This is a genomic window from Microcoleus sp. bin48.metabat.b7b8b9.023 (assembly GCF_013299185.1).
Taxonomy (GTDB): Bacteria; Cyanobacteriota; Cyanobacteriia; order Cyanobacteriales; family Microcoleaceae; genus Microcoleus.
In genome coordinates, this window is record NZ_JAAFKG010000007.1 from 71,889 (window position 1) to 85,062 (window position 13,174).

The following is a 13,174-nucleotide window of genomic DNA, read 5'->3' on the forward strand; positions in this document are numbered from 1 at the left end:
ACAGTTGACAGCGAGATTTTGTAATAGTTGACAGTTAATAGCGTGATGGGGTTCTAGCTTCCCATAATTCAGTCTCGAAAAATTAGTTCTGAAAAAACACCGCAGAAATAGAGGAGATTAGCAGAATGGCTGTAAGTACAAGTCGGAAAGGCAGCGATATCCAAGGAGTTTTTGGCGAGTTTTGGAAAAAAAATTCGTCAAATATATTGCCGCCAATTTTAGGACTGTTGGGGTTTCTGCTAATTTGGCAGTTCCTGTCGGGTACAGGAATCATCAAGTTGCCACCCCCAACTAGCGTTTGGACTGACGAACGGACGCGGATTTTGTTGATGTATCCTTTCATGAACTCCAAAACCTACGGAGTCGGCTTATTTTGGCAGACTATGGCTAGTTTGGAACGGGTAGCAAAAGGCTACACTCTTGCGGCCGCTGTGGGCATTAGCATGGGAGTTGTGGTAGGTACTAATCCCTTCCTGAACAAGGCTTTAGACCCGATTTTCCAGTTTTTGCGGATGGTAGCACCTTTGGCTTGGGTACCCATTGCCTTGGCTGCACTGCAACAAAACGAACCTGCTGCTTTGTTCGTGATTTTCATTACCTCTGTTTGGCCGATTTTAATCAACACGGCTGAAGGTGTCCGCCAAATTCCTGACGATTACAACAACGTAGCCAAAGTATTGCAACTTTCTCGGAAGGAATACTACATCAATATCTTGTTTCCGTCGGCGCTTCCTTATATCTTCACCGGATTGAGAATTGCGATCGGTTTGGCTTGGCTGGCGATTATTGCAGCAGAAATCGTGATGTCGGGGATTACAGGTATTGGCTTCTTTATTTGGAATGCTTACCAACAAAACTACATCAGTGAAATTCTATTAGCGGTGTTCTACATTGGGGCTGTTGGTTTGATGCTCGATCGCCTGATGGCATGGTTGCAGCAAAAAATTGCTCCCTCTCAAGGCAAATAACAACAGTTGACAGTTGACAGTTGACAGTTGACTGTTGACATTTGACATTTAAGTCGTTTTCAGGCTCTGCCCATTCGTGACAACTTAGTGTCAAACCGATCGTCTCTCTTGTTTGTAGCCAACTGCGAGATCCCCCCTAACCCCCCTTAAGAAGGGGGGAACAAGAGTGTAGTCAAAGTCCCCCTTCTTAAGAGGGGGCAAGAGTGTAGTCAAAGTCCCCCTTCTTAAGGGGGATTTAGGGGGATCTAGACTCGACTAAAAGCGACATTATCTATCGAAATAACAAACCTACAAAAAAGGCAAGAAAACCATGTCAGTTTTGATTGCGGTAGAACAAGTTGGAAAAACATTTAATTTAACAGACGGCGGCACCTACGTAGCCCTCAAAGGCATCGACTTAGAAATTAAAAAAGGAGAATTTATCTCCTTAGTCGGACACTCAGGCTGCGGTAAATCTACGCTACTAAATATGGTGGCAGGTTTGGATCTGCCCACAGAAGGATTGGTGACGATCGACGGACAAAGAATCACTCAGCCGGGCCCCGATCGCATGGTGGTGTTTCAAAACTATTCCCTGCTACCTTGGCGGACTGTCAGAGAAAATATTACCCTCGCCGTAGACTCAGTAATGAGCGGGTTAGCTAAAGCCGAGCGCCTCGAAATCATCCAAAAACACATCGACATGGTGGGCTTGACGCCCCACGCCGAGAAGCAACCCGCACTCCTCTCCGGCGGACAAAAACAGCGCGTGGCGATCGCCCGTGCCCTAGCCCTGCGTCCCAAACTGTTACTCTTAGACGAACCATTCGGCGCCCTAGACGCTTTGACTCGCGGCAACTTGCAAGAAAAGTTGATGGAAATCTGCCAAGAGTACGAAATTAGCGCCCTGATGGTAACGCACGACGTAGACGAAGCAGTGCTGCTGAGCGATCGCATCGTCATGCTCACCAACGGCCCAGAATCGAAAATTGGCGGCATCCTCGAAGTAGACATCCCCCGCCCCCGGGTACGCATGGAAGTGGTCTCGCACCCCAGCTACTACGCGCTGCGGAGCGAAATGATTTACTTCCTCAACCAGCAGAAACGGGTGAAAAAACTGCGCGCGCGCAAAGTACCGGCGATCGCCCGCCACGGCCTAGAAAAAGTCAACCTGGAACTCGGCTTTATCCCCCTCGCAGCCTGCGCTCCCCTAGCCGTCGCCAAAGAAAAAGGCTTATTCGCCAAACACGGCCTCGATGAAGTGCATCTCGTGCGCGAAACAAGCTGGCGCGGCATCGTAGACGGCATCGCCGCCGGATACCTAGACGCAGCCCAAATGCCCTCTGGGATGGCAGCGTGGTTGAGCTTGGGAGGGCACCAAGAGAAGCCCGTACCAACCGTTACAGCCCTCACCATGAGCCGCAACGGCAACGGAATTACCCTGGCCCGTCGTTTCTACGACCAAGGGATTTACACTCTGGCAGATTTCAAAGAAATGCTGCACAGAACTCCCGCCCAAACCCACCGCATGGGCATCGTTCACCCTTCATCGATGCACAACCTGTTGCTGCGGTACTGGCTGGCTTCCGGCGGAATTGACCCAGATCGTGATGTTTCACTAAAAAACATCCCTCCAGCCCAGATGATCGTGGACTTGCAAGGCGGAACGATTGACGGTTTCTGTGTCGGCGAACCTTGGAACTTGCGCGCGGCGATGGAAGGAGTCGGCTTTACCGTGGCTACGGATTTGGAACTGTGGCCTGGACACCCAGCAAAAATTCTGGGAGTTCGGGAAGACTGGGCAAATGCTTACCCCAACACTCACATTGCTCTGGTGAAAGCTTTGCTAGAAGCTTGTCACTATTGCAGCGATCCTGCCCACGCTCAAGAAGTTTCCGAAATTGTGGCGGGACGGGAGTACGTCGCCACTGACAAGAGTTACATCCAAATTGGCGATCCCAAATCTAGTGCTTGCAATTTGGAGACTCCAATGCGGGAATACGCTCACCACTTGTTTGCCGGCGACGGGGTGAACCGCCCAAGCCGTACCGAACAGTTGTGGCACATGGTACAGATGGCGCGTTGGGGCGATACAGTCTTCCCCCGCAACTGGGTAGAAATTCTGGAACGGGTGGTGCGAGTCGGCCCCTTCAGTACAGCGGCGCGCGAGCTGGGAATGTCTGATATTACTTACACTCGGGGTTCTCTCCGCTTGTTTGATGGCTCGGTGTTTAATGCTGAAGATCCGATCGGCTATCTCAACAATCTAGCGATTAAACGCGATTACACGATGGCTGAAGTGATTCTGGATTCGGGCCGCAGAGCTGCTTAGGATCTGTTGAGTCTCCGCCCCAGCCGGTGGACTACTGTCCACCGGCAAAATGTCTAATGGTGCTCTGCGAGTTTTGAGTTATCAAAAGGTGAAAAAATTGCTTAGTTCTCGATCGCCCTGTCAAAGACTTATTAACTCAGAAGTCAGACAAGAGGAATCAGAAATCACAGCGATTGATTGCATTGTTGAGAGCGAAGCGGCACAATTATATAATTGATGCAAAAGTCTTGCAATTTAAACTCAATACTCAAAATATACAGGGAACTCGCAAATCTACAGTCTCGACTCGCAGCTCACCATTCAAAACTCCATTATTTGCTATCGCTAATCACCTACTAACGGCTTCTCAAACCCATGATTAATACTGCTGTCAACCAGACGAACACCAAAACCCAGAGCCAGCAACCAAACGATCGCCGCCAGCCGTTTTTGGTGATGGACAATGTTTATAAAGTATATCCAAACGGTTACAGAGCATTAGAAAACGTTAACTTGACCGTAGCTGAGGGAGAGTTTATTACTCTGATCGGACACTCCGGCTGCGGTAAGTCAACACTGTTAAATATGGTGTCCGGTTTTAGCCATCCCAGCGATGGCACCGTGTCGATTAACGGGCAGCGGATCGAAAAGCCAGGCCCCGATCGCATGGTAGTGTTTCAAGGTTACGCTTTATTGCCTTGGCGGACTGTGTTTGAAAATGTTTACATTGCCGTTAATGCTGTATTTCCAGAGAAGTCGAAAGCCGAAAAAAATGCGATCGTCAAAGATCATTTGGCAATGGTGGGACTGACAGAAGCTGCTGAGAAAAGACCTCCGCAAATTTCCGGTGGTATGAAACAGCGGGTTTCCATCGCCCGCGCCTTAGCAATTCGTCCCAAGGTGCTGATTTTGGACGAACCCTTTGGTGCTCTCGACGCAATTACCAAGGAAGAATTGCAGGAAGAGTTGCTGAAAATCTGGAACGATCACCGCTGTACAGTGTTGATGATTACTCACGACATTGACGAAGCGCTGTTTTTAGCCGATCGACTGGTGATGATGACCAACGGCCCGTCAGCAACGATTGGCGAAGTTTTGGAGATTCCTTTCCCACGTCCGCGCGATCGGGTACAAATGATGGAAGATCCCGAATATTACAACTTGCGGAACTACGCCCTAGACTTCCTCTTCCGCCGTTTTGCTCACGATCACGACGCTTAAACCCTTTGAGATTGGGGATTGCTGGCAAAACAAAGCCCCAGCATTTCCCCAATTGCAGGGAAACATCGCTGCGTGCGAAATTTTCCCGATCTGCTTGGGTAAACTGAGGCTTAATAGTTGGGGATAAGTTTTTCCGGAAGATTAGGATCTTTTTCTCAACTTTTACGTCAATCCGCTAAGAGACCCAATTGCCTAGCTGTCGGTAAGCTGGCATGAATTTAGCCCACCTTTGACTGAAGGCGGGCTTCTTTCTTATCTTATTAACAGTTTTTCCTAAATTGATCGTTTGTGCATTCCACCATTTTAACTGGCACAGCGTCAATGTTGATTAGTGTTTTATGGATTAAGACGATCTAAAATCTTTAAGTTTGGACGCTAAATTGCTCTGGCTCGATATCCCAATTTACCCAACTAATTGCATCTTTAGCTGATTCTAGAGCGGGAGGCACTCGCAACGCGTGAATGTGTCCCGTACTCGGACAAGTCATTTTTAAAAGGTAAATCGGCTCGACATCGGCATTATCGATTTTTAAGAGCGTGTATTCTTGCCAAGAATCTAATTCTACTGCTTGGAGTTGTTGGCAAATGCGATCGTATCCAATTCTCTGGATTAACAATCGACGCAGTTCGGCATTTTCTTCGGATAACAGCCATTCTGCTTGCCACAAATCGGGGTGTACTTTTCCGTATTGTTCCGGCAATTTAACGCCGTGGTGAAAGTATAAACTGTAGCCGTCCGCAAAGGCGATCGCACTTTCTCCTTCAGCGTGCAGCCGATTTTCCCTGTCAAAGCGGATGTGCAAAGGGCGATCGCAAATTAGGCAAATTTTCTCAAACGGGAAGATCCACCCGCATTCCTCGAACAACTGTTGCTTGCAGCGAAATAGTTCTTGCGATCTGAGATCGAGAGTCATGCCAAATTTCGCGATCAAAAATTCAGTCAAATGGATTTCTTTCACCATATCCCTAGAGGTTAGTGGCTTTAGATAGTTAGAATCCGAGCGGAACTCATATTCCAGCGATTCTGGGTAATCTTCTAATAATTCCTCAAATTCTGACACGAGAATGCGATCGGCATTCGGTTCTAGTCTTATTTCATCGCATAGAACCTTCCACAACACCCGACTCAATCCTACATCCACCGATTGAAATAACTCCTTTAACAACCCATCTTCCGCACCCCCCAACAGCCACACTACGAATTTTAGGCATTTGAGTATCTTAGACTGCCGATCGTCAAAAAGATTTCTTTGTACTTTGTATAAAAAATCACTTAATTTCTGCTCAAACTTCCGATCGAACCGATTGTGACAGCCTAGAGTGCGGAAGGTGGGTAACAACGACTTTCCCCATCCTAAATTACCAGTCGCGATTTGCGATATACAGTCAATTTTGAGTGGTTCGATAAAATTTAAATAAGCTATCTGCGGACTGCTGCAAACAATAATTCGAGGTGCTTCGCGACCAATGGTTGTGTAGATTTTTCTCACGAGTTCTGTAGTTTTTTCAGAATCAATTGGCGCCGTGGAGAGGGTCAGGTACTTTTGTGTAAGTTCGATCGACAGATTTAAGTCAGTAATTGGATTGTTGTAGAGAGACAGTACGTTCAGATTGGTGAGTCCCAACAGCGGAGTTATATCAATAATTTGATTATTGCTGAGCTCCACGTATGTCAGATTGGTGAGTGCCGATAGCCCAGTGATACCGATAATTTGATTGCTTTCGAGATACAGTGTGTTCAGGTTGGTGAGTGCCGACAGTGGAGAGATATCGGTAATTTGATTGTGCCTGAAATAAAGTTGTGTCAGGTTGGTGAGTGCCGATAGCCCAGTGGTATCGGTAATTTGATTGCTGCAGAGATGCAGTGTGTTCAGGTTGGTGAGTGCCGATAGCCCAGTGATATCGGTAATTTGATTGTTGCAGAGATTCAGTTCGGTCAGGTTGGTGAGTGCCGATAGCCCAGTGGTATCGGTAATTTGATTGTTGCAGAGATTCAGTTCGGTCAGGTTGGTGAGTGCCGATAGCCCAGTGATATCGGTAATTTGATTGCTTTCGAGATTCAGTTCGGTCAGGTTGGTGAGTGCCGATAGCCCAGTGATATCGGTAATTTGATTGCAGTAGAGATGCAGTGTGTTCAGGTTGGTGAGTGCCGATAGCCCAGCGGTATCGGTAATTTGATTGCAGTAGAGATGCAGTGTGTTCAGGTTGGTGAGTGCCGATAGCCCAGCGGTATCGGTAATTTGATTGCAGTAGAGATGCAGTGTATTCAGGTTGGTGAGTGCCGATAGCCCAGTGATATCGGTAATTTGATTGTTGCTGAGAATCAGTGTTGTCAGATTGGTGAGTGTCGATAGCCCAGTGATATCGGTAATTAGATTGTTTCTGAGATCCAGGTATGTCAGGTTGGTGAGTGCCGACAATGGAGTGATATCTGTAATTTTATTGTTTTCGATATAAAGTTGTGTCAGGTTGGTGAGTGCCGACAGTGGAGTGATATCGGTAATTTCATTGTCGATGAAATAAAGTTGTGTCAGCTTGGTGAGTGCCGATAGTGGAGTGATATCGGTAATTTCATTGTGGATGAAATCAAGTTGTGTCAGGTTGGTGAGTGCCGACAGTGGAGTGATATCGGTAATTTCATTGTGGCAGAAATAAAGTTGTGTCAGGTTGGTGAGTGCTGACAGTGGAGTGATATCGGTAATTTCATTGCGGGTGAGATTTAGTTCAGTGAGTTTTAAAAGTATTTCCTCGGCTTCATTAGCGTCAGAAGTGCCAGATTGTTCTAATAACACTTCAACTGTATGTCTTGCCGCTTCTGAAAGACTATCTTTGTGCTTGCACCATTCGGCAAAGCTACTGAAATTAATTGGTTGGTTTGCTTGTAATTCTGACATGGTAAATTCCGATTCTATTTCTATTTTGGTAAAATTTCAGTCTGTGTGTCCGTCAGTTCCGCAGTCCGGCAGGGGTTTAAACCCCTGCCTCATAGCTTAAGTCGGTTGAAACCGACTGGAATTACATGATAACAAAGCGATATCGCACATAATACTTGCTGTCAATTTAGGCATTTATTCATTGTTTTAATATCCACAGTCAGTTTTAACTGACTTCAGCTTTGAGCCAGGGGTTTAAACCCCTGGCGGACTTTCGGGCTAGCGGGCTGGCGGCCTGTGCGGCAATGAAAAATCTTCATGTTTGTACGCTAAACTCCTCCGGCTCAATTCCCCAATTTACCCAATGAATTACCTCAATAGCCGTTAGCGAAATCCTCGAAGAGGATCACACTTCAGGAGGTACTCGCAAAGCGTGAATGTGTCCCATACTCGGACAGTCATTTTTAACAAAAAAACTGGTAACGGCTGCCCAGATTCGTCGAAATCGTCCTCAAAATCCATTTTTAACAGGGTATATTCCTGCCAAGTGTCTAATTCTGTGGCTGCTAGTTCTTGACAAATGCGATCGCACCCGAGGCATCGAGATGGATTGTTGGTAGTTGATGTGATTGATTGTTGAGTGGGATGATTTATTTAAAGAAACGAGACAGAGCCTTTGAATATGCGTTCCCAGGCAGAACCCGGGAACGAGGGATATCTAAAAACGCAGGATTTAATTACCCGCCAAAATCTCTGCTAGAGCTAACTTTAGCGTCGGATACTGATATTGAAAACCGCTAGCCAAAGTTTGTTTCGGCAAAACTTTTTGCCCTTCCAAAACAACTTTAGCGCCGTCTCCCAACAGCATTTCTAAAGCAAAACTTGGCACCGGCAACCAAGAAGGCCGACTTAAAACTTCCCCTAAAGTTTGGCACAATTCATTCATCCGCACAGGATTAGGTGCTGTCGCATTCAAAACGCCTTGAACTTGCGAATTTTGCAAACAATACAAAATTAAATCAACTACATCCTCGCGGTGAATCCAAGAAAACCACTGTTTTCCTGTGCCAATTGGGCCGCCAGCAAATAGTTTAAAAGGTGGCAGCATTTTTGCTAGCGCGCCTCCCATTCCCAAAACTATTCCCAATCGCAAAATTGCTAGCCTGGTGCCCGCATTTTTGGCAGGTTGGGCCGCAGCTTCCCAGTCTTTGCAAACTTCTGCTAAAAAATCGTTTCCCGCAGGGCTGTTTTCGTCAAACTCAGCGGTTTCGCTGGTTCCGTAATAGCCGATCGCCGATGCGCTCACAAACACCGATGGTTTAGGATTAGCATTGACGATCGCCTCTACTAATTTTCCTGTCGTCAATCTGCGACTGTCGAGAATCGCTTGCTGGCGGGCTTCCGTCCACCTTTCCTCCGCAATCGGCACCCCAGCTAAATTAACCACAGCATCGCAGCCCGCGATCGACTTTTGCCAATCACCAGACTCCGCCGGAGTGTAGGCGACAACTTCCAAATTCCGATAAGCCGAAGCCGGGAAAACTCGCCCAGCTTTCGCCGCATCCCTACTCAAAACTACCACTTGATGTCCGGCTGCTTGCAGCTTCTCCACCAGCCGGGTACCGACAAATCCCGTTGCTCCCGCGATCGCTACTTTCATCTTTCTTTCCGCACTTGATGTCAACAGCAGTTTACACGATCGCCCAAACCCGTTTTAAATTCTATAAAAATAAATAGCTTGTTCGATCGCCTCCCCACAAGCTCAGTGGATTTTCATTAAACTGATAAAGGACGCGAGGATCGAAAACAATGCCTGCAAAAAAACCAAAGCTTCTAATTGCTGCCGCCATCATCGCAGCAGGTAGCGCCGCGGTGTACCTTTACTTCCACGGTTTGAGCCAACAAGTATCCAACCCCCAAGACAGCGCCAAAGTTGTACCCGACGAAGCAATGATGGCCGCCTTCATCTCCCCCAATCCCCAAGCACTGTCACAGTTGCAGCAATTCGGCACCCCGGGCGCTCAAAAGTTGGTCGGTGCGGGTTTGAAGGCCTTTCAAGAACAAAGCTTGGCAGGCACTCAAATCGACTTTGAGAGAGACTTAAAGCCCTGGCTGGGGGGCGTGATGGTGGCTTTGTTACCCCCAGATGCTACGGCTAAAACAGAGCCTCCTAAACTGCTCGTTGTAGTCAGTGTCAAAAATAAAATTAGTGCTTGGAATTTTGCTAATAAATTAAAATCTCAGGAAGGTGCCACAACTCAAGAAACCGAGTACAAAGGAGTTAAAATTTCTGAAATTGCAGAGCCAACCGGCAAGCGCTACAGTGTGGCTTTGTTGAACGACCAATTAGTGATGGCTCCTTTGAGAAAGCCTGTGGAATTGGCGATCGATACTTTTAAAGGCTCACCCTCCCTTGCTACCCAGAAGAGTACAAGTAAGTATTTTGCTGAGAATGCTGGGGTGCCTAATCCGATCGCAACTGTTTACATTGCTGACTATCCTGCCGCGATGCAGCAATTGAAAGCTAATTTTCCAGATGATTTTCAATTGCCTTCGACAGTGCTTTCACAGTTTAAACAAGTCAAGTCTTTGGTAGCGGGAATAGGGGCCGACAGTTCGGGATTGAGGGTGAAAACTATCGCTCGGTTAGATCCTAAATTCGGACACCAAAAGCCGCCAGTCGGATCGAAATTGTTGCCCAGATTTCCCGGCGAAACCATTGCTTTAGTAGGCGGTAAGGGACTCGATCGCATTTGGTTGCAGGCGACGGCTGAAGCAAAAGATAGCCCGGAAGTTGACAGGGGCATTCAGCAAGTGAGGAGTAGTTTTAAGCGGTTGGATTTGGATGCAGATCGTGAGGTTTTTGGCTGGATGAATGGGGAATTTGCGATCGGGGCGATCGGTTCGGATCAAGGTATTTTGTCTCAGTTGGGGATGGGGGCGGCGATGATTTTTGAAACGAGCGATCGCCCCGCAGCCGAAGCAACCCTCAAAAAACTCGATGCGATCGCCAAAAGCAATCCTACAGTCAGCGTCGCCCCCAGACAAGTTCAGGGAAAAGAGGTTACAGAGTGGCAAATACCGCAGCAAGGCACTTTATTCGGGCACGGTTGGCTGAATGAAAATTCTGTATTTGTCGCTTTCGGCGGCCCTTTAGTTGATGTCATCACCACAGCGCCACCGCAACCGTTAAGCAGCAGTCCGAGTTTTCAGGCGATCGCCACTGCTGTACCGCAGGCCAACCAAGGTTACTTTTATATAGATATGGAAAAAACCATGTCATGGGCTAACCGTTATTTGCTCGCTGTACAGCCCAATTTAGTTTCGCCGCCCGTCGCTGAATTACTCAATTCTCTCCGAGGAGTCAGCGTAGCTACAACTTCGACAGAACCGACAACTGCTCAGCTCGATCTGCTTTTTGCCTTCAAATCTAGCAATTAGGCGATCGGGAATTGGGAACCGGGAATTGGGAATTTTTCTATCCGTTAAATCCCATACATTGCTCCTTGCTCAATATCTTCCGGATGAATGATGACTAATAACTGATATCATGTGCCGTCGATTATAATAACAATGAAAGTTCGTAGTGCGGACTTCAGTCCGCTCTTAAGTGGCGGACTGGGCGTTGTTGATTTACGGTATGAACGACTCAATGTGAAAAAATAAAACAAGCCAGCCAGTCAATCTTCTAAATTTTCAAGTTATCCATTTTCATACCCCGATTAAGCAACACCGCGGACTGAAGTCCGCACTACAAACGAATCTGATTGCGATCAATCGATCGCATACCATATGATGACTAATGACCGATCAAAAAAAAGTTGCTGCCTCTCCAGGGAGGGCAGCTACTCAAATAAAGCATTTTAATGTCTCTCAAAACTTCTGGATTAACCTTCAGACATTCCCGACTTATTCGGCAATTGTAAGTCATCAGGATCTACATAATGACAAACTGCTTTGTCCATGCAAATCAACGCCCAGCCGGATTTATCGATGCTCATCAATTTGTAAGAAGCAGGCTGAATAAAGAAACCTTTGTGGTTGCGGGTTGCTGGTTTGATGTTAACGTGGCTGTCAGTGCTCATGTTCTTACAACTCCTAGTATTTATGTTAGTCAAGTCTGAAAACCGCTGTGCCGGTTTGTCGATCGTCTAAGTTTTCAAATACTAGCACTGACTTCCTGAGTTTTCCATAAAGTTATTTATTGATTTATTACGAGATCGTAATAAACCACAAACCCGATTTCCTTGATCCCCACCACTAAATCGACTTGTTTGCGGGTTTACGGTTCCAGAAGCCACTGTTTCACGCGGGCGAGACTCTTCCAGTCCGGTTTGCGGCTTAATCCTTCTTCAAAATTTTTTGTAACTTCCTCTAACAACTCTTCGGAAGCCATCAGGAGTTGCTGAGCAACTTCTACGTGGGGGCGCACCCCTTTTTCTTTGAGATCCAGAATCGCGACAGCTAGGTTGATGCGAGCTTGGGGGTCGTGAGGGTTCAATTTAACGGCGGTTTTAGCTGCTTTTTGAGCCGATCCGGGTTTATTTTCCAAGAGGTAGAGCCACGCGAGGCTAGCCCAGGCATTGCCATTTTTGGGAGATTTCTCGCACAATTCTTTGAACACGGGGATCAAATTAGCAGGGGCTTCGCCAGCTTGGTAGCGATCGAAACCGTCTTTAAACATTTCTTCAGGGGTCATTCGATTTTGGATTTTGGATTTTAGATTTTAGATTGCTCGAAAGCATGGGTGCGGGACAAAGGAAACGGATCGGAAGCTGATTGTCGATCGCTCACGATCGCGAAGCAATTAGCTGGAGACCAATTACCAGAAAGAATTGGTTGAAAGCCGGAACCCTTCGAGGAAGGAATTAAGATCGGACTATTCATTACTCAATTCCTCGGACTTAAGGGTAGAGGTCGCTCTCAAACTGTCAACCGTCAACTGTCAACGAAGAGGGCGGGCCCGCACCATCCACCGCCCCTACAACTGTCAACTGTCAACTGTCAACTGTCAACTGTCAACTGTCAACTGTCAACTGTCAACTGTCAACTGTCAACTGTCAACTGTCAACTGTCAACTGTCAACTGTCAACTGTCAACTGTCAACTTTAAGCAGAAAAAGAACTGCCGCAACCGCAAGTTTGAGTAGCGTTGGGGTTGGTAAACTTAAAGCCGCCGCCGATCATCGAATCGCTGAAGTCGAGCACCAAACCGTAGAGATAAAGAATGCTCTTGCGATCGCACACTACCTGAAAACCCTCGTAGTCGAACACTTCATCGTCAGATTTCACAGTGCTGGGGTCTGCGAAATCCATCACGTAAGACATACCAGAACAGCCACCCTGCCGCACCCCTACGCGCAAGCAGAGGTCTTTACCTTGTTTTTCTCGAAGAGCTAAAACTTGACGAACAGCAGAGTCCGTCATTTGAATGCCCCGCTGTTGGGAAATCGCTTGAGTCATAATTTGTGGAACTCCTGAGACTGTCGAATGTTAAGAGTTTAATCTTATTCCTCCATTGTACAGGGAAGAACGAAGTCATTAAGTCATCAGTCATTAGTCAGAAGTGCTGTCCCCGCTCGCGAACGTTATCAGTCATTAGTCATCAGTGCGATCGTCCCGGTTCCCGAACATCCCGGTTCCCGAACGTTATCAGTCTGTCAACTGTCAACTGTCAACTGCCAACTGCCACAGGTCAACTGTCAACTGCCAACTGCCAACTGCCACAGGTCAACTGTCAACTGTCAACTGTCAACTGTCAACTGTCAACTGTCAACTGTGTTCCCAAGCTTGATGTCCTCTCCCCCTATAGGGTTTATGATT

General features: G+C 47.1%; 10 protein-coding genes and 3 pseudogenes. 5 read left to right on the top strand and 8 right to left on the bottom strand.

Annotated elements, in window-relative coordinates; translation table 11 throughout:
* Nucleotides 1-125 precede the first annotated feature (125 nt).
* From ntrB to QZW82_RS06420, 3 genes are all read left to right on the top strand, one after another.
* Complete coding sequence (gene ntrB / locus QZW82_RS06410; RefSeq protein ID WP_293146259.1) at nt 126-968, top strand: nitrate ABC transporter permease; 843 nt, start codon at nt 126-128, stop codon at nt 966-968.
* A 310-nt stretch (nt 969-1,278) separates the two neighbouring features.
* A complete protein-coding gene (locus QZW82_RS06415; protein ID WP_293146261.1) occupies nt 1,279-3,279 on the top strand; it encodes a nitrate ABC transporter ATP-binding protein in 2,001 nt (666 codons plus the stop codon).
* Between the two features lie 354 nt (nt 3,280-3,633).
* On the top strand, nt 3,634-4,479 hold the full coding sequence (locus QZW82_RS06420) for a nitrate ABC transporter ATP-binding protein (protein ID WP_293146263.1): 846 nt from the start codon (nt 3,634-3,636) through the stop codon (nt 4,477-4,479).
* Between the two features lie 362 nt (nt 4,480-4,841).
* Here QZW82_RS06420 and QZW82_RS06425 read toward each other — a convergent pair.
* The 4 genes and pseudogenes from QZW82_RS06425 to QZW82_RS06440 form a co-directional block, all read right to left on the bottom strand.
* Nucleotides 4,842-5,444 (bottom strand): annotated as a pseudogene (locus QZW82_RS06425) (DUF6745 domain-containing protein); the annotation flags it as partial.
* A 609-nt stretch (nt 5,445-6,053) separates the two neighbouring features.
* Nucleotides 6,054-7,373 (bottom strand): annotated as a pseudogene (locus QZW82_RS06430) (leucine-rich repeat domain-containing protein); the annotation flags it as partial.
* 295 nt (nt 7,374-7,668) lie between these two features.
* Nucleotides 7,669-7,949 (bottom strand): annotated as a pseudogene (locus QZW82_RS06435) (hypothetical protein); the annotation flags it as partial.
* Nucleotides 7,950-8,085: 136 nt separating this feature from the next.
* Nucleotides 8,086-9,012, bottom strand: a complete 927-nt coding sequence (locus tag QZW82_RS06440; protein ID WP_293146265.1) for a TIGR01777 family oxidoreductase — start codon at nt 9,010-9,012, stop codon at nt 8,086-8,088.
* A gap of 149 nt (nt 9,013-9,161) precedes the next feature.
* Between QZW82_RS06440 and QZW82_RS06445 the strand changes: the two genes are divergently transcribed.
* Nucleotides 9,162-10,793 (top strand): DUF3352 domain-containing protein, encoded by a 1,632-nt coding sequence (locus tag QZW82_RS06445; protein ID WP_293146267.1) that lies wholly within the window; start codon nt 9,162-9,164, stop codon nt 10,791-10,793.
* 446 nt (nt 10,794-11,239) lie between these two features.
* Here QZW82_RS06445 and QZW82_RS06450 read toward each other — a convergent pair whose 3' ends face one another.
* The 4 genes from QZW82_RS06450 to QZW82_RS06465 form a co-directional block, all read right to left on the bottom strand.
* Complete coding sequence (locus tag QZW82_RS06450; RefSeq protein WP_006632682.1) at nt 11,240-11,437, bottom strand: hypothetical protein; 198 nt, start codon at nt 11,435-11,437, stop codon at nt 11,240-11,242.
* Between the two features lie 197 nt (nt 11,438-11,634).
* Entirely contained in the window at nt 11,635-12,051 is a 417-nt protein-coding gene (locus QZW82_RS06455) for a tetratricopeptide repeat protein (protein WP_293146270.1), read from the bottom strand.
* A 20-nt stretch (nt 12,052-12,071) separates the two neighbouring features.
* Complete coding sequence (locus QZW82_RS06460) at nt 12,072-12,239, bottom strand: hypothetical protein (protein WP_293146271.1); 168 nt, start codon at nt 12,237-12,239, stop codon at nt 12,072-12,074.
* 221 nt (nt 12,240-12,460) lie between these two features.
* Nucleotides 12,461-12,814, bottom strand: coding sequence for an iron-sulfur cluster assembly accessory protein (locus QZW82_RS06465; protein WP_265238087.1), 354 nt, complete (start codon nt 12,812-12,814; stop codon nt 12,461-12,463).
* A gap of 145 nt (nt 12,815-12,959) precedes the next feature.
* On the opposite strand from QZW82_RS06465, the gene QZW82_RS06470 reads away from it, so the two are divergent.
* The gene (locus QZW82_RS06470; RefSeq protein WP_293146272.1) at nt 12,960-13,145 is read left to right on the top strand and encodes a hypothetical protein; all 186 of its coding nucleotides are present in this window, start codon (nt 12,960-12,962) and stop codon (nt 13,143-13,145) included.
* Nucleotides 13,146-13,174 lie beyond the last annotated feature (29 nt).